At 36.0% G+C, this 18,307-nt stretch carries 15 protein-coding genes and 1 tRNA gene; 1 reads left to right on the top strand and 15 read right to left on the bottom strand.

Annotated features, from left to right (window positions below; translation table 11 throughout):
- Positions 1 to 3 precede the first annotated feature (3 nt).
- From ispE to trpS, 12 genes are all read right to left on the bottom strand, one after another.
- On the bottom strand, positions 4 to 852 hold the full coding sequence (gene ispE, locus K5Q07_RS06635; protein WP_220730232.1) for a 4-(cytidine 5'-diphospho)-2-C-methyl-D-erythritol kinase: 849 nt from the start codon (positions 850 to 852) through the stop codon (positions 4 to 6).
- 133 nt (positions 853 to 985) lie between these two features.
- Positions 986 to 1,237, bottom strand: coding sequence for a Veg family protein (locus K5Q07_RS06630; RefSeq protein ID WP_034532463.1), 252 nt, complete (start codon positions 1,235 to 1,237; stop codon positions 986 to 988).
- An 89-nt stretch (positions 1,238 to 1,326) separates the two neighbouring features.
- Positions 1,327 to 2,214 carry a 16S rRNA (adenine(1518)-N(6)/adenine(1519)-N(6))-dimethyltransferase RsmA gene (gene rsmA, locus K5Q07_RS06625; protein ID WP_220730231.1) on the bottom strand — a complete coding sequence of 296 codons (888 nt, stop codon included), beginning with the start codon at positions 2,212 to 2,214 and terminating at the stop codon, positions 1,327 to 1,329.
- 3 nt (positions 2,215 to 2,217) lie between these two features.
- The gene (gene rnmV / locus K5Q07_RS06620) at positions 2,218 to 2,769 is read right to left on the bottom strand and encodes a ribonuclease M5 (protein WP_220730230.1); all 552 of its coding nucleotides are present in this window, start codon (positions 2,767 to 2,769) and stop codon (positions 2,218 to 2,220) included.
- Positions 2,769 to 3,536, bottom strand: coding sequence for a TatD family hydrolase (locus K5Q07_RS06615; protein WP_220730229.1), 768 nt, complete (start codon positions 3,534 to 3,536; stop codon positions 2,769 to 2,771). The genes rnmV and K5Q07_RS06615 overlap by 1 nt, the downstream gene beginning before the upstream one ends.
- 77 nt (positions 3,537 to 3,613) lie before the next feature.
- Positions 3,614 to 5,650, bottom strand: coding sequence for a methionine--tRNA ligase (metG, locus tag K5Q07_RS06610; RefSeq protein ID WP_220730228.1), 2,037 nt, complete (start codon positions 5,648 to 5,650; stop codon positions 3,614 to 3,616).
- Between the two features lie 74 nt (positions 5,651 to 5,724).
- Positions 5,725 to 6,576, bottom strand: a complete 852-nt coding sequence (locus K5Q07_RS06605) for a DUF72 domain-containing protein (protein ID WP_220730227.1) — start codon at positions 6,574 to 6,576, stop codon at positions 5,725 to 5,727.
- Positions 6,577 to 6,595: 19 nt separating this feature from the next.
- Complete coding sequence (locus K5Q07_RS06600; protein ID WP_220730226.1) at positions 6,596 to 7,300, bottom strand: NAD-dependent protein deacylase; 705 nt, start codon at positions 7,298 to 7,300, stop codon at positions 6,596 to 6,598.
- A gap of 16 nt (positions 7,301 to 7,316) precedes the next feature.
- On the bottom strand, positions 7,317 to 8,279 hold the full coding sequence (locus tag K5Q07_RS06595) for a hypothetical protein (protein WP_054606218.1): 963 nt from the start codon (positions 8,277 to 8,279) through the stop codon (positions 7,317 to 7,319).
- Entirely contained in the window at positions 8,279 to 9,544 is a 1,266-nt protein-coding gene (locus K5Q07_RS06590) for a hydroxymethylglutaryl-CoA reductase, degradative (protein ID WP_220730225.1), read from the bottom strand. Before K5Q07_RS06590 ends, K5Q07_RS06595 begins: the two co-directional genes overlap by 1 nt.
- A gap of 108 nt (positions 9,545 to 9,652) precedes the next feature.
- On the bottom strand, positions 9,653 to 10,585 hold the full coding sequence (locus K5Q07_RS06585) for a Ppx/GppA family phosphatase (RefSeq protein ID WP_034532451.1): 933 nt from the start codon (positions 10,583 to 10,585) through the stop codon (positions 9,653 to 9,655).
- A 31-nt stretch (positions 10,586 to 10,616) separates the two neighbouring features.
- Positions 10,617 to 11,636 carry a tryptophan--tRNA ligase gene (gene trpS / locus K5Q07_RS06580; RefSeq protein WP_220730224.1) on the bottom strand — a complete coding sequence of 340 codons (1,020 nt, stop codon included), beginning with the start codon at positions 11,634 to 11,636 and terminating at the stop codon, positions 10,617 to 10,619.
- Positions 11,637 to 11,966: 330 nt separating this feature from the next.
- On the opposite strand from trpS, the gene helD reads away from it, so the two are divergent.
- The gene (gene helD / locus K5Q07_RS06575; protein WP_220730223.1) at positions 11,967 to 14,273 is read left to right on the top strand and encodes an RNA polymerase recycling motor HelD; all 2,307 of its coding nucleotides are present in this window, start codon (positions 11,967 to 11,969) and stop codon (positions 14,271 to 14,273) included.
- Between the two features lie 77 nt (positions 14,274 to 14,350).
- Here helD and ppk1 read toward each other — a convergent pair whose 3' ends face one another.
- The 3 genes from ppk1 to K5Q07_RS06560 all read right to left on the bottom strand — a co-directional run bounded on the left by ppk1 (position 14,351) and on the right by K5Q07_RS06560 (position 18,185).
- Complete coding sequence (gene ppk1, locus K5Q07_RS06570) at positions 14,351 to 16,510, bottom strand: polyphosphate kinase 1 (protein WP_220730222.1); 2,160 nt, start codon at positions 16,508 to 16,510, stop codon at positions 14,351 to 14,353.
- The gene (locus K5Q07_RS06565; protein WP_220730221.1) at positions 16,494 to 17,885 is read right to left on the bottom strand and encodes a DUF2252 domain-containing protein; all 1,392 of its coding nucleotides are present in this window, start codon (positions 17,883 to 17,885) and stop codon (positions 16,494 to 16,496) included. The genes ppk1 and K5Q07_RS06565 overlap by 17 nt, the downstream gene beginning before the upstream one ends.
- Positions 17,886 to 18,112: 227 nt before the next feature.
- Positions 18,113 to 18,185: transfer RNA gene (locus K5Q07_RS06560), tRNA-Thr, on the bottom strand.
- Positions 18,186 to 18,307 lie beyond the last annotated feature (122 nt).

The raw sequence follows: 18,307 nt of genomic DNA, 5'->3' as shown, positions 1-18,307 counted from the left end.
TTTTTATACAGGTCTTACAATATATACCTCAGAACAGAAACCGCGAATGCTATTAAAAATGTGTTTTGCCTGGCTTTCTGTTTTACAAATTCCAAATACAGTCGGTCCAGTTCCTGACATTTGAGCACTATCGGCACCATATTTTTCGAACTTTTCTTTAATCTTTCTGATTTCACTGTGATGCTTTGCAGACAATGGTTCCAATACATTTCCCATATGAGAAACGATTTGATCATAATCTTGTGTCTCGACTGCTTCTGCCAATTCGTTAACATTCACATGTTCTAACTTATCGTAATCAATCTTATTTAAGATTTCTGGCGTTGAAACACTTACTTTTGGTTTCACAATTACGAAATACATCTTTGGCAGCTTTGGCATTAACTCGATGTTGTCACCTTTTCCGGTAACCATCGCTGTCTGACTATAAACACAGTATGGAACGTCTGAATCAAGTTGCAATCCAAACGTTGCCATTTCCTGATCAGTCATATGTAAATCCCAGAGACGATTCAGACCACGAATGACAGCGGCAGCATCAGATGATCCTCCACCCATTCCAGCAGCAACAGGAATATTCTTTCTGATATGGATATCCACCTTTTGTTGAATTCCAAATTTCTTTTTAAGTAGAAATGCTGCTTGATATGCTAAGTTGCGATGATCTTGTGGTAAAAACACACGATTACAGTGAACGGAAATCCCGTTTCCTTTTTCGGTAACAATCTCGACGTAATCTGATAATTCAATCGAGGTCATTATCATATTCCACTCAATTTTGCCGTCTTTATGACGATACGGCGTATCCAAGCCTAGGTTAAGTTTGGCGCATGCTTTCTCTACGGTTCTCAAGTATCACACCCCCAATTTAACTAAATTATTTATTAACATTATACTAAAGTTAAAATGAAAAGTCAGTGAAACTTTCGGATTTTGTCAAAAGAGCAAAATAAAAAGAGCTAATAAACATTATTAGCTCTTAGTTTTAAGCTTCTTCACTTACTTCGTCGGTAAAATCCATTTCGATGTTCTTGGTTAGAATATCGGTGTAACTGTATGATACTCTCTTAAGATTTTCATCTTCTTCTAACTCAACAACAAACACAGCTGGGAATGTTTCTGCTAACATCCCATGGCGTTCTAATGTTTTATTTCTTCCTACTTGAACAGTTACAACAACTTTTTCGCCTAGGCGAGTGTCCAAGTGGCTCTTAATGTCAGTCAAACTGGTTGGCATAATATTCACCTCTCTAGTAGGTTCATTATACCACGGAGAATATTAAAAATCAAAATTATATCACAGAGGTTTTTAATAATCAAATAATATTATACCAATTTTATAGAATGGAATTTATTAGTTAAGTCGACGTATTGATCAACAGTTAACTTTTCAGGACGAATGCTTGGTTGAATATCAAACTCATCTAAGACAGCTTGGACCTTTTCTTTGGTTTCAGCATCCTTACCGAATAATCCTTGTAAGTTGTTCCATAAAGTCTTTCTACGGTGAGCAAAGCATCCCCTTACAAAGCTAGCAAATGCCTTTTCATCAAACACTTCGTTTTCAATGGTTTCTTTTCTTTCCAAAGTCACGATTGCTGAATCAACATTTGGTGCGGGAATAAATGATTTTCTAGATACTTCGAATGCTAATTTAACGTCGTTTAGGTATTGGATAATTACGGATAATGATCCATAATCCTTGCTACCTGGTTTAGCTTCTAGTCGTTGCGCAACTTCTTTTTGCATCATTACAGTGATGTTGTCGAATTCGGCATTACCCTTTAATAAATCCAAAATGATTGGCGTTGTGATGTAGTAAGGTAGGTTGGCAACCACCTTAATTGGACGTTCGTTATTGAACTTTTCTTCAATAATAGCGGGTAAATTAGCTTGTAGGATGTCTTGGTTAATCACTTCAACATTATCGTATGGGCTTAGTGTTTCATCCAATACAGGTAATAAATTTTGGTCAATTTCAAACGCTAGCACACGTTTTGAACTACGTGCCAGGAATTCGGTTAGACCACCAATCCCTGGTCCAATTTCGATAACATTATCGGTATCTGTTAGGTGGGCAGCATCCACAATCTTAGTTAATACATTTAAATCAGTTAAAAAGTTTTGTCCTAGACTCTTCTTAGCTGATAAATGGAAACGATTTAAGATAGCTTGCGTTCTAGCTGGGCTAGCAATTTCTGGATTATTTGACATTGTTTACTCCTTAATATGACTTAGTGCTTCGTTAAACTGTTCTTTGGTAATTCCAAACATGGATAGTCGTTTCAACAGTTGTTTACCGTTCACGTATCCAATCTTCAATTCATTACATAATTGGGTGCGTCTGACCTTAGCTTTAGAATCATTAATAACTCTAGCGGCAGTTAAATCAGCCACTGAGATTTCACTCTCGTGGTTAGTGTCTGCTGTATAGACGTTTTTTAATGCTTCTCTGATGGTTTCAACGCTGGCGTGTTCAACACCTAAAGAGCCATCACTCTTAGTTGGTACCGACTTTTTACGGTCGACAAATGCGTGTTTAGCATTCGGCACTTCTTGCGTGATAATTTTTCTGATGCGTTCACCAGAAAAATCTGGATCAGTAAAAACAATCACTCCACGTTGCTTGTCTAGTTTCTTAATCAACGCAAGTGTCTTATCATCGATTGCTGATCCTCTGGTCTCGATGGTGTCACAATCTACAGCCATTTTTATTCTTTTGGTATCGTCGCGGCCTTCTACCACGATTACTTCTTTGATTTTTTCCATTATTCATCCAATCCAAAAATTCGTAGTGCGTTTTGATAAGTTGCATCGGCAATCTTATCTGGGGTTGTATCTCTGAATCTAGCAACCGCTTCGACGGTGTATAGAGTATATCCTGGTTCGTTTTGATGACCACGTAATGGTTCAGGTGCCAAATAAGGTGCATCTGTTTCCACTAGCATTCTATCGATTGGTGTTTTAGAAACGGCATCATGGATTTCCTTGGTCTTTTTAAAACTGGCAACACCAGAGTATGAGACGTACATCCCTAAATCCATAATCTTGTTCAACCATTCAGCATCCCCATTAAAGCTGTGAATGATACCGTTGTTAACGCCCATTTCCTTCAAAATGGCGTAAGTATCTTCAAAGGCATCACGGTTATGCACTGAGATTGGCATGCCTAGTTCTTGAGCAATCTTAATTTGGCGTTTGAAAACGTTGAATTGAGCCTTCTTAGGTGCGGTACTTTGATTGTAATCAAGACCGATTTCACCTAAAGCAACGACCTTATCGTCTTGTAGTTGCTTGTATAACATGGCTTCTTCTTCATCGTTATAGTTCATTGCATCTTCGGGATGCCAACCGACGATTGCGTATAGGTTATCGTATTGATGAGCTAGTTCAATCGCTTCTTCGTTCATTTGACGGTTTGATCCAACAATTGCCATCTTTGTAACACCAAGTTTCTTGGCGTGTTCAATATATTCCGGTACTTGTCCTCTAAAAGCATCATCATTTAAATGCGTATGTGAATCAAAAATTTGCATCATATTTGCTCCTATCGTAAAAATAGCCATCAATTCGTTTTGAATTAATGGCTATTTTTTAGTTTGTTATCTCACCATTATTCCAAAGTGGCACCATTTTCAAATTGGCTACCAATTGTAACTAATTCAATGCTGCCATCGTCATGTTCAACGGATAGTAACATTCCTTGGCTCAATTGGCCACGCATCTTTCTAGGTTTCAAATTGGAAACTATGATTACTTTTTTACCGATTAGTTTTTCGAAGTCTGGGTACCACTTAGCAATTCCTGAAAGGATTTGAGTAGTTTCTTCCTTACCTGCGTCTAGAGTAAACTTCAATAGTTTATCTGCCCCTTCGACACGTTCAACGTTCTTAACTTCGGCAACCTTTAGTTCTACCTTTTCAAAGGTGTCGAACTTAATTTCTTTCTTGTCAGCAGCACTTTCAGCGCCCTCTTGATCTACTTGAGCTTGTTTCTTAGCTTCTTCCTTGGCTGCGCGACCCTTCTTCTTGTCTGACTTAGTCATTTGGTTCTTGATAAAGTCGACTTCTTCTTCCTTGTCTAAACGTGGGAAGATTGGAGTTCCTTTAGCAACAACTTTACCACCAGTTGGTAAATCTTCGATTGAAATGTTAGTTAAATCAATTGCTTGATTATCTAAACCTAATTGAGTAAAGATTTGTTTTGGTGCATTAGTCATAATTGGGCTAATTAATAGACCAATTACTCGTAAGCTGGCAGCTAAATGAGCCATTACATCAGCAAGCTTTTCAGCATCACCATCGTTTTCATTCTTAGCTAAAATCCATGGTGTAGTTTGGTCGATGTACTTGTTAGTTTGAGAAACTAATTGCCAAACAGCAGCTAAAGCATCTGAGAAGCGTGATTCATCCATCTTAGTCTTGTATTCAGCAATAACATCCTTACTTAGTGCTTCTAGTTCCTTGTCAGGTTCTAAGAAGTTTGACTTAAATTCTGGAATCACACCGCCTTCGTACTTGTTAATCATTGAAACGGTACGGTTTAATAAGTTACCTAAATCGTTTGCTAAATCATAGTTGATACGATCTACGAAGTCTTCTGGAGTAAATACTCCATCGTTACCAAATGGCACGGCCTTTAGTAAGTAGTATCTTACTGCATCCAAACCGTATCTTTCAGCTAAGACTTCTGGGTAAATAACGTTACCCTTTGACTTAGACATCTTACCGTCTTTCATGGTTAACCAACCATGACCGATAACATGTTTTGGTAATGGTAAACCTAAAGCATGTAAGATGATTGGCCAGTAAATTGTGTGGAATCTAACGATTTCCTTACCAACCATGTGGACATCAGCAGGCCAGAATTTTTGGAATAGTGAATCGTCATCAGTATCGTATCCTAATGCACTAATATAGTTTGATAGCGCATCAATCCATACGTAAACTACGTGTTCTGGATTTGATTTAACAGGAATTCCCCAACTAAATGATGTTCTAGAAACAGCCAAATCTTCTAGACCTGGTTTGATGAAGTTATTAATCATTTCGTTCATTCTTGATTCTGGTTGAATAAAATCAGGATGATCTTTGTAGTATTGTAGCAACCAATCAGCGTACTTACTCATCTTGAAGAAGTATGACTTTTCGTTAACTAGTTCAACTTCGTGTCCTGATGGAGCCTTTCCACCAATAACGTTTCCGTTATCATCTTTGTATACTTCTGCTAATTGTGATTCGGTGAAGTATTCTTCGTCTGACACTGAGTACCAACCTGAGTATTCACCTAGGTAAATGTCACCTTGATCTAATAATTGTTGGAAAATCTTTTGAACAACTTCTCTGTGTTGAGCATCAGTGGTTCTGATGAACTTGTCGTTTGAGATGTCCAATTTCTTCCATAAGTCTTTAATTTGTGCAGCCATCTTGTCCACGTATTCTTGTGGAGTGGTGTTTAATGATTCTGCCTTTTCTTCGATTTTTAGACCGTGTTCATCTGTTCCTGTTAGGAAGAACACGTCAAAACCTTCAGCACGCTTGTAACGGGCTAAAGCATCACACGCAATGGTAGTGTATGAGTTCCCGATATGTAAACGTCCTGATGGGTAGTAGATAGGCGTTGTAACATAAAAAGTATTGTTATCAGCCATGTAAATCATCCTTTCAACCAGTAATTAATATTAACTATTAGTATATCATACTTGAATTGTCAATAATATTGCTCTTAGAACAAATCTAATTGCATTGGTGCCAAATCGTTAAATGACACGTGCAACATCTCTTTTAATTGTAATGCGTTTGGTGCGGCATCCCTACCAGAGTTGTTATTAAAGATTACACACACCTCATCGACTTGTTTATTTAATTTAGTGACGATGTCAGCGAATTCTTGCAACTCTTCTTCACTGTATTTGTACAACGTTCTTTGGCTACGCCAATTCTTGTCTTGGTTAAACCATCCCTGAGCATTTCGACCGTGTAGTCTTAGCATCGCCATTTTGGATGTGGTCACCATTGGTAATAACTCAATTCCATCGTTTAAGTTATGTGGTTCGTCGGCAATCACAAATGTCATCCCAAGACGTTTTAAATAATTTTGAATTGATGTTTGCATCGATTTTTCCGTCCATGTCGGATTTCTAAACTCAACTGCAATTGGCACCTTTCTCCCCATCAACTCACGGATAGTCATTAGATAACGGATGTTGTCATTATTACGTTGGAAATATGGTGGAAATTGAAACAAGACTGTCTTCAATTGATTGGTTTCCATTAATGGTTTAAGCATTTTGACGTAATCACTAAATGCCTGTCTTCTTTGATCATCATCGGCAGCCATCTGTGAACGCATGTCATGCTTGGTCATTAATTGGTTGGCTTTTAAGATAAATTGGAATGAATCTGGGACTTGACGCATCCATTGACGCACTGTTTTTTCCTGTGGAATGCCGTAAAACGGGTTATCAACTTCCACAACGGGAAAATGGGCAGCGTACTCGTTTAACTTAACGGCACGATTTTCACCATTAATCAATGCTGGATGTTCGCTCCAAGTCGTTACTCCTAAAGTTATCATTAAACCATCATCTTCCTTCTTATTTCAATTCACTAAAGAATTTAGTTGCATCATCTTGAATCATCTTAAAATCGATTCCTAAGTTCAACTTTTCTTGGTTCACTGCAATCACTTTTGCATTCGGATTGCGGTAATCTAATAAACCGGCAAATGGGTAAACGCGCATGGAAGTTCCAACGATGACCACCAAGTCGGCCTTTTCCATTAGTTGCACACTATTGACCACATTGGCTTGGTTAAGTCCTTCATCGTATAAAACAATTCCTGGGCGAAGGGTTCCACCGCAATCTGCATGCTTATCGCTTTGCATGTATTCGTGCCAATCAACTCTTTGATGACACTTTTGGCAGTATACGTCGTATAGATTACCGTGAAATTCAATTAAGTTCTTGGTGTTGGCAGCACCGTATAATCCATCAACATTTTGAGTGATTACACTAGCTCTACCTTCTCTGGTAAGCTTAGCTTGTTTTTCGTGAATTACATTAGGTTTGGCATCTGGATAGTACATATTTTCCTTCACAAATGTGTAAAACACATCTGGTTCATTAACTAAACATGCATGGCTTAAATAATATTCCGCTGGTTTTCCAGTTGTATCAGTTGCATATAGTCCATTCTTAGAACGATAGTCTGGAATGTTGGAAGCTGTCGATACCCCGGCTCCTGTCAAAAATACGATATTTTTTGCATTATCAAATAATGATTGAATTTCCTTATCCATCAGATTGCCTCCTGCCTTATTTTCTAATGATATATGGCATTTTTAGTTCTTTAAATAATTCTTGAACAGTCATAGCGTATAACTTCTTGAAGTATTCTGGGCTGTCATCCATACCAGTTGGTGCAGGAATCACGAATGAGTTTTGATCATCTGATTTGTTGAAACCAACGTATGCACGACGACCAGTTTCTTTATCATGTAATTCTGAATGGAAGATTTCAAATTGTTGTTTTACGTTTAGGTTTAGTTGTCTTTCTGAAACAACACTGGAGATAGTTGCAAATTCTGAGTTATGCAATGCAGGTAATCCCCACTTCTTTAGTTGTTCATCGAATGCCTTGAATAACTTAACAACATTTCTTCTGAAACCAAATGGTGAATCAGTTGGTTTTTCAGTGATAATCTTGTAAATTTCATCAGCAGCCTTTAGAGCAACTGGGTAATCTTTTTCAAGGGTTGGACGAGCAAATGAATCGAACTTGTCACCGTAGAATACGTGGGCATCAATTAGAGTTAGTAGACGTAATTCCATCGCATTGTCTAGTTCTTCTGGTTCGGGTTCGATAGTGTTTTGAATACCCTTTAGGTACATCTTTTCGATGTCGTCGTTGATTAGACCGTGTTTTCTTTGTTCTGAAACAACCACAAAGTGGGCAACGATATCAAATAGTTCAGTTCCCATTACTTCTAGTTGTTCGTCTAATTCGTCTTGACCAGTTGATAGTGAGAAGAATACTTGTGGAAAACCACGTAGAGTCATCAACAAGTGAATTAGTTCATGTGAAGCAGTGTAGTTAGGAGCTGACATGTCAGAGATTTGAACGAATAGGTTCTTACCATCTTGTACTACTTGAGCTTGATCATGTCTAACGTATCCAGATTGAAGTTGTCCGATAAATTGAACTTCAATTTTACCTGGGAAAAATTTATTTACAACGTTTATTAAACTTTGTGTATCTTGATTTAATTCGATTTCCATTAAAATTCACCTTCATTATTATTTCTAATTTGATTTAAGATTTTTTGGGCTGACTTTAAGTCGTTTAAATGATTAGCTCTCATTTCTGAAACAACTTGTTTTATTTCTTCGCCCTTTGCCCCAGCACTCATTACCAATGAATTCAATTGTAGGTTCATATGACCCTTTTGAATTCCATCAGTGACTAAAGCATTTAGTGCAGCTAGGTTTTGAGCTAGACCAACTGAGGCAACCAATTGACTTAGTTCATCTTTTGACGTTACTTGTGATAGGTGTTGATTGATTTTAACCTTTGGCAATACCTTTACGGCACCACCAATAAAACCTAATGACAACGGAATTGTCATTTCACCAACCAACTTATCACCGTCAATTGACCAGTTAGATAATCCTTTGTATTGACCATCCCTACAAGCAAACGAATGGATGCCGGCTTCGACGGCACGCCAATCATTTCCCATTGCCATTACTACTGCATCGATTCCATTCATGATGCCCTTGTTATGAGTGGCAGCACGATACGGATCAATTTGGGCAATATGGGATGCTTCCACAATTCTTTTAGCCACGTCGATTCCATTGGTGTCAGGATTACCAAGTTGACTAACGGGAACTGTTCCTGAAACCTTCACCAAGTTATCTTCACCGTAGTTAGATAGGATGCTCATCAAAACATCCCCATTAAAACGTTCATCGATGAATTCCGCCGTTGCTTCAAGCATGGAATTAATAATGTTTGCACCCATGGCCTCACCAACGTTTACAAACAAATCAACTGACGCGTAGTTGTCGTCTAGTTTTCTAACACGCACCTTCTTAGCACCGCCACCATATTCTAAAATTGATGGATGCGATTGGTTAGCGACATCAATAATGTGTTGTTGATGTGTATTCACAATTCCAATCAATAGGTTTATATCGCTTGTTTTTACGACAATTTGACCCATCAAGTTACGACCTAACACTTCAGCCTTAATGCCTTGATCTTTGGCAAATAAACGGGCACCATTGCTGGCTGCCGCAATCACGGATGGTTCTTCTGTGACCATTGGAACAATCTTTTCTTTACCATTAATCATAAAGTTAACGGCCACTCCTTCAGGAACGGAGTAATCAGTTACATAATTTTCAACTAAACTATCACTTGATTGATGATAGTCGCCAGTCATTTCATGTTTTTCATTCATGTCTAATCCAGCAAATTCACTGATTAGTTTCATTCTATCATCGTAATTACGGTGGTAAAAATGTTTAAAAGTTCCCATTATTAGTCCCCCCGGATGTGCGGTATTTATATCTGATATTTATGATAACATTATTTAAATATTCGGCATTTAAAAAGGTTTTTAACCCTAATTGGATTAAAAACCTCTTTAATAGTTTCGATAGTGCTTCTTTATATATTCAGCAATAAGTCCTTCCCTTACACCGCCTTCAGAAAATACGATTCTTCTTGAATCAATTTCATCAATAACTGTGATAAGAGGTAGTAGACCACCTAGTATAATATCAGCTCGCTCGTTTTCTAATCCGTGAATTTCTTTTCGATTGTGTAAGTTTTTACGTAAAAGTAATTCATACGTTCCCATCACTTGGCGTTGATTTAGATGATAGCCGTTTAGGTTATCAGAGTTTTTGAAGTGTTGGTGACTACGATTAATTCTCGCTAAACTTCTTGCAGCTCCTCCCAAAACAACTAATTGATAGTGATCCGCTTTTTTAAGCCAAGGAACTCGATGTATGTTTTCCTTTAAGAAACGTTGTGCGTTGAATAGGTCAGCTGCGTGAACAGAGTTATTCAATTTAAAACGTTCTGAAATATTGACGGCACCAATTGGCAAACTAATTAAATCACGACGTTTCTTTCCTTGAACGCGGACCAATTCGATACTGGCACCACCAATATCCATCACCATGTAGTCGTTCATCTTAATCTTATTAACGACACCTAAATAATCGTAATAAGCTTCTTCACGACCTGATAAAACTCTAACGTCTAAGCCAACTTTCTTTCTTACCTTGCGAATAAAAGCTTTTTGGTTTTCAGCTTGTCGAACCGCAGCAGTTGCAATGGTAATCACAGTGGCATTATTCATTGAGCTATAAATTCTTTTGAAAGACTTTAAAGCATTAATTGTCCGATTAATTGCAACCGGTTGTAGAATCTTTTCTTTTCCCATTCCCTCGGATAGACGGCTATCACTTTTACTACGTTTTAATTCAACGCAATAACCATCATTTTCAATTCGATAGATGGACATTCGAGCAGAATTCGAACCGATGTCAACAATTACTAAGTTCTCCATCCGATTCACCCTAAACTCCTAAAATAGTATTTTATTTAAAGTAATTAATACCAATAGCATCCCTTACTTCATCTAGGGTTTGGTTGGCTACCTTATTCGCTTTTTCACTACCAGCCTTTAGAATGTCATAAACTGCTTGTGGATCCTTTTCGAATTGTTCACGACGTTCTCTAATTGGTGCCAATTCAGCTTGTAGTACTTCATTTAAGTAACGCTTAATCTTAACGTCTCCTAGACCACCGTGTCTGTATTGTTCCTTTAATTCGCTAACCTTTTGTTTATCATCAGCAAAAATGTCTAGATAAGTGAAAACAGTGTTTCCTTCAACTTGACCAGGATCTTCCACGTGAATGTGGTTAGGATCTGTGTACATTGACATTACTTTCTTTTGAATAGTGTCAGCATCGTCGGCCAAGTAGATGGCGTTGTTCAATGATTTACTCATCTTAGCGTTTCCATCTAGACCAGGAATTCTACCCATTCCCTTTGGTGGGAAGTAGCCTTCTGGTTCAACTAATACATCCTTACCATAGATACCGTTGATACTTCTAACGATTTCTCTAGTTTGTTCTAGCATTGGTTCTTGATCTTCACCAACCGGAACTGTGTCGGCTTTAAATGCAGTAATATCTGCAGCTTGGCTGACTGGGTAAATGAAGAATCCAGCAGGAACACTCTCACCAAACTTCTTTTGTTGAATTTCAGTCTTAACAGTTGGGTTTCTCTTCAAACGGTTAACTGAAACTAAGTTTAAGTAGTGCATTGTTAATTCGTTTAGTGCGGGAATTTGTGATTGAACCAAGATAGTTGATTTTTCTGGATCAATTCCGACAGCTAAGTAATCCAAAGCAACTTGTAATAGTGAGTTTCTGATTTTTTCTGGGTCACGAGCATTATCAGTTAATGCTTGCATGTCCGCAATCATGATATTGGTGTCATATTCACCTGAGTTTTGTAGTGCAACTCTATTCTTTAATGATCCAACGTAGTGTCCGATATGTAGTTTACCGGTTGGTCGATCACCAGTTAGAATTACTTTTTTATCTGCCATTTTGTTACTTCCTTTCCAAAAAAAGCGCCCCATTGTTAAAAAAACAATAGGACGCTTGAGCGCGGTACCACCTAACTTGCAAATGTATAATCATTTGCCACTCTGCGATAAGGGTGCAATCCCATAACTTCATCCATTTCGCTAGTCGTGATTACTTTCAGTAATACATAATCTCTCTGTAAATGACATCGCTACTTACTTTAATATTAACTATATTTTACTGGATTTAAATAGACATGTCAAAAAGGATATTAATTGACATGACGGCAAAATCTAATTAGAATTATTGAGCATAAATGTACGGATTTAACAATAAATTAGGAGGTAAAAATGGCTAATAACGATCTTACAAATGAACAAAATCGTGTCGATAAAGTTGTCGCCAAATTACACAAACGCATCGATAAGACAGAAGCTGAATACCAAAAAGCACACAATGAAACAAAGCGTGTTCAACAAAACTACGGTAACAATACTTCTGTTAACTACGTCGAAGTCGATGATAGAATTGAAACTTCTGCCGACCTCCAACAACAAAGAGGACTAGTTAATAAAGTAGTCCAAAGCGAAGCAATTATTAAGAACCAACTTGAAACATATAAAAAACTGGCTGATTCACCATACTTTGGACGAATTGATATCAAAGACGACGGTGATGACGATACAGAAAGTTTATATATCGGGACCGCTTCATTCGTTGATGATAACGAAAATTTCTTAGTCTACGATTGGCGTGCCCCTATCTCTAGTATCTATTACAACGGAACGTTAGGAAAAGTTTCATACCAAACTCCCGCCGGAAAACAAACTACTGACTTAGAAAAGAAACGTCAGTTTCAAATTAGTCACGGAGAGATTAATAACATGTTTGATACCAACGAAACCGTTGGTGATGAAATGCTACAATCCGTGTTAGGACAACAACATGATGAAGTGATGCAAAACATCGTTTCGACAATCCAAAAGGAACAAAACGACATCATTAGAGATACTTATAGTGATTTACTCGTGGTTCAAGGTGTTGCCGGTTCCGGTAAGACTTCAGCAATCCTACAACGAATTGCATTTTTGTTGTATCACAGTAGAAGTTCTCTTCAAGCCGACCAAATCATTCTATTCTCCCCTAACCGTTTATTCTCACATTACATTTCAGATGTTTTACCTAGTTTAGGTGAACGTAATATGAGACAGGTAACCTTACAAGAATTTATTGATCATCGACTTGAAGGTGTAAAGGTCCAAAGCTTGTTTGATCAATACGAAACCGAACAAGCATACACTGATGATGAAAAAACGATTCAATCATTCAAACGTGGTCATCAATACATGACCTCTATCGAGAACTATATCAACAACGTTTTTAATAATGACATTGCCTTTCAAAGTATTTTAATTGACGGTAAAGTATTCTTTGACGCTGACGTGATTAAGGATATCTACGCTTCTCAACCCAAACAAATGAAACCGGCTGATAAGTTCTTAAAGACCAAGAATCGTTTGATTGAAATCTTAAAGAAACGCATTGAAGTTGAAGTTTATAAGCCATGGGTTGACGATGAAATCGATCAACTTAACTCAGAACAATATCATGACTTTATGGAAGGTCATCAACTTGGTAGTTTCCAAGACGAAGACGATGAAAGATACTTTATCGCAAAACAAATCGTGACCGAACACTTCAGAAAAGTCTACGATGCTTTATACAATGGTTCATTCTTTGATCCATATCTTCAATACCAACGTTTTATGCAACAAGTGGTCTTACCCAAATACGTTAACGTTGATGCATGGAATGATGATGTTGATTCTTTTGACGATTCAATCGAATTGCACCAGGTTCGTCTAGACGATGCCGCCCCACTTTTATACATGCGTGATTTAATGATCGGTGGCGGTCAAAACCAAACAATGCAATACTTATTCGTTGATGAGATGCAAGACTACTCAATTGCTCAATTAATTTACATTAAGCATGCTTTCCCACAAACCAAGATTAACTTAATTGGTGACAGTGAACAGGCATTGTTTAAAGCTGTTGAAGCACCTCAAGAATTACTAAATAAGTTAAACGAAGCATTTGCTACTAAGAAATCAAGGTTGATTACTTTAAATCGATCATATCGTTCAACTTATCCAATCACCAATTTCGCCAAATCATTATTACCTAATGGTGATGAAATTGAAGCGTTTAACCGTCCAGGTAAGTCACCTGAAATCTTTATTCGTCATAACGAAAATGAATGTATCGAAGCATTGGTTAAATGTGCTAAACAAGAACTAAAGGATGAAGGTACTGTTGCGATTGTTACCAAGAACCTAACAGAAGCCAAACAACTTCATCAACACACTTATAATCAACTTAATCCAACATTGCTAGCAGATACGGATAGATCACTTCCAAAGGGAATTGTCATCATGCCAATTTACTTAGCTAAAGGTTTGGAATTTGATTCTGTCATTGCTTGGAACGTTTCAAAGGATAATTATCCAAATGATGATTACGTTGGAACACTCTATACCATTGCCACTCGAGCAATGCATCATTTAACCTTAATAAGCAATGGACCCGTTTCACCAATTATTGCGAACGCAAACCTACCAATTAATGAAGTTAAGATTGATAGAAAAATTAAATAACAAACAAAAAAGACCAATCAATTACGATTGGCCTTTTATTTTATTATTAATTATTAAAGAACCATACCTAATCATTGCTACGCATTTTTATTTTTTCTTGAAATTAGGAGATTCTTCAATTTACTTATTTTTTCAGTAATCAATTTATAAATCTTATTTTGCTTTGAAGTTTGACTGGATAATTTTATGCTTTCCTCGATAAATGTTTGTTGTGCAGAGCGATTCTTAGAATTTTCATACTTAAAATAATTTCCTTCCTTGTCCAAGAAGAAACCATCAACATCATCTTCGGAATAGATATCAATAATCTTTTGAATTTTATTAATATTGTGTTTGTCCATAATTTTAACGGCTAATTCAACACGGTTAACCATATTTCTGGTCATTAAATCGGCTGAGGAAATCCAAAAGGATGGTTTGTCTGTATAAAATGCATATATTCTGCTGTGTTCGAGAAACTCTCCGACGATACTAGAAACAACGATATTTTCTTTTTCACCGCAAATTCCTAGTTTCAAACAACATGATCCTCTTATGACTAGCCTAAAAGGGACCCCCACCTTCGCAGCATCATAGATTGCTGCTATGACATCAATATCTGTTAAAGAATTTACCTTAAGGAAAACTTTTCCTTTACCATATTTTTGATAATATTCCTTAACTCTATTTATATTTTGTATAACCATGTCTTCAATTCGATTTGGTGACGACACAATTGAATTATATTTTGGTGAACGTGAACAATCACCATTGTGTGATAGATAATCAAAGAAGGATTTTAAGCAGTTAACATATCCTTCTGAACTAGAATATAAACTTAAGTCAACAAATCCCTTCGCTGTTTGTTCGTTATAATTTCCAGTTCCTATCTGCACATACCCTCTAACACTACTTTTATCATTCATTATGACCAAACATGCTTTGCTGTGCACTTTCATATATTTTTTTCCAAATATAATTTCGCATCCAGCATCTTCCAATTCATCAGTCACTTTTAGATTATTAGTCTCATCAAACCTAGCTCTCAGTTCAACCACCACTGTCACTTTAATTCCTTTTCTTGAAGCCTTTTTCAGTAACTCAATTACTTCAGAATTATCCGCGACTCGATAGATTGTTTGTTTGATTGCTATCGTTTGAGGATTATCAACCGCTTCTTTTAGGAACTGAATGAATTGTTCAAAAGAATCATAAGGGTATTGTAAAAGTAAATTGTGTTTATTGAGGTACTCCTGCATTGATTTCTTATAATTCCATTTTGTCCCTGAAAAATCAGGATATGATAATTCAGGATGTTTCTTAGTCCACGAATTTATTAAAGGAAACATAAAAGTTAAATCTAATGGTGTATCGATTTTAAATACATCATTTGGTTCAATTTTAAATTTTTTTATAAAGGTATTAATGAATTTTTCATTGGTATTAGGCAAATCTTGTATTTCTAGCATTGTGATTTTACCTTTTTCCCGGTTCGCTAGATAGTGGCGCAAATTCTGGATAGTTTTTTTGCTACCGTTATTTTTTTCTAAATCAATTGATGCATCTAGATCTCGACTCAACCGAAATACGATTACATCTTTGATTTCGCCATCGTCATATAAATTTCTCAAGTTATTGATGATTAGATCTTCCATCATCAAATATTGCTTTTTCCCATCGACCTTCAAACTAACTGTTCGTCTGATATATGGTGGTATTGGCATAACACGAATCGAAGTATCATTTTTTGTTTTAACCAAAGTTGCTATTGCCATCCATTTATTTTTCATAAAGTCTAAATTATATTCCGAATTAAAGGTTGTGCTTGTTAAAAATGGTAAAATTTTTTCATCAAATTTTTGGTTGGCTTTTTGTTTCATTCGATCGCATAAATCATCATACTTAACAAAATTACCAATACCTAAATCAGGTAATTGTTTAATTAACAATTTAAAATAGTTAGATTGTATTTTAAAGTTATTATTATTTATCTCATGGAGTTTTTTTAGTATTTCTGAATACTTTAACATTGTTTTTGAATCATGTCCGTCATTCGTTAAAGTTTCTTGGCTTTTAATGCTCGGAACCCTAACGCTATAGAATTCATCTAAATTGCTTGAAGCAATAGATAGAAACTTTAATTTATTTAAATATGGGACGTTATAGTTGTTAGCTAATTCAATTACTCTACGATTGAAAAGTAACCAGCTTAAGTCTCGATTATACAAATCACCTTTATATTTAGATTTTATTCCCATGCTTTTCGCCTCCAGTAAAGGACTTAAAATCTAATTCCACTTGTTCAACATAACGAGTTGAGTACTTTACTAAGGCTTCGGGTATCCAATCTTTACTTTCTAAATAACCAATGATTTTATAAAAAGTTGGTGATTGACTGTGGGCTCTTGCTAATAAACTAATACATACATTTACATAATCACAAAATGCTGAAAAATCTAATTTTTTTAGTTTTACTGATCCCTTCATATCTTTAAATTGACGTACATAAAAACTATTATTATCAATATTAAAGTAACCTAGGAATGGATCTGATGCACTTTGTAGTATCAATTGACAATTGACAATGTCTTCACCTGTTGAATGCTTGTCATCTATATAAATTCCATCGTTTTGATAAATTGGTAATCCTTGTTTCACTTGTAAAACTAAATTATCACCGGTAAAATTTTCTAGTAATATTAGATAACAAAGTGTACCAACACTTCCAACCCCAACCGTATGTCGTACAATATCTACGATGTGAAATTGTAATAGGAACTGTTTAATATCACTTTTCGAATGATGAAGGTATTTAGTATACCCTTTTATCAACTTTTCATAATCATCATTTCCTACATGCACTGTAACAGGATCATTTTCAATAAATTGTTTTTGCCCTTTTACGGTGGTCGTATATTTTTTAACTGCATAATCAGAATTACTATTAATAGCCTTATCGATAGTCTTACTGACAATTTTTTTAAATGATTTATCAAAAGTATTTTTAGATTCATGGATTTTAGAGAAACTACTCGAAATATTTTTTAGTGTGTTTGGAGTTATAAATCTTTCCATTGCTGTTAAATTACTCATATACTTCAAAGTCTTGAGATATGTTATAACAGATTTTTTTAGGAAGGGTTCTACTTTTTTCTTTAATTTAAAGTCCTGTTGTTTAGCAACGAGTAATGCGCTAACCAATAAGCGTTTAACATCATATTCCCAATAATCAATGTGTGATTCATCAAAATCGTTCATGTCGAACAGTAACTGTCCTTCTGATGATCCGTAGTAACCGAAGTTACCTAAATGAGCATCTCCACCAATTAAGGTTTTAATTCCTGAATTACTGTAATGGTTTAAATCATAATTCATAATATCTACTGAACCTCTAAAGAATGAAAACGGAGACTTAGACATTCGCCTTCTTTTCGTTTCAAGTAAATCTTTATATAGCAAATCGTTTTTCGGTTTCATTATTTTCAAAACATCGCGTTGCTGAACTTTATAATTCGCTATGTCATTGAACTTCGTATCAATTGCTAATCGATTACCTTCGACAATTAATTCGGTTGGTGTCTTCATCAAAATATCTGTGAAATCAAAATTATAGGGTAATTTTTTATTGTTCATATGTTATCCCTCCTTTTCAAAGAATGTTATATCAAAATAAATTATTACGTTCAATTTTTAAAAAAATGGTTTAAAGATTCATTTTTAAATTCCAAAACAAATAAAAAAAGCAGTGAAAACAATTGTTATATCAATCATTCTCACTGCTCAAATCCAACCGTTCGTTTTCAATAAAATGAACTCATTGTTATATATATATTAACTAATATTATATTTTCTTAACATTAAGCCGTTTCCGGGATTTGAACCCGGGACCTCTTCCTTACCATGGAAACGCTCTACCTCCTGAGCTAAAACGGCAATATTAACAAAAAGCCTTCGATTTACATCGAAGACTTTTTTATTCGCGCGGCAACGTCCTACCCTTGCAGAGGGCGATCCCTCAACTACTCTCGGCGTTTAGAAGCTTAACTTCTGTGTTC

It is taken from the genome of Apilactobacillus zhangqiuensis (assembly GCF_019656215.1).
Classification (GTDB): domain Bacteria; phylum Bacillota; class Bacilli; order Lactobacillales; family Lactobacillaceae; genus Apilactobacillus; species Apilactobacillus zhangqiuensis.
Note: the sequence above shows the minus strand (reverse complement) of the source record. Positions and strands in the feature narration are given on the sequence as shown.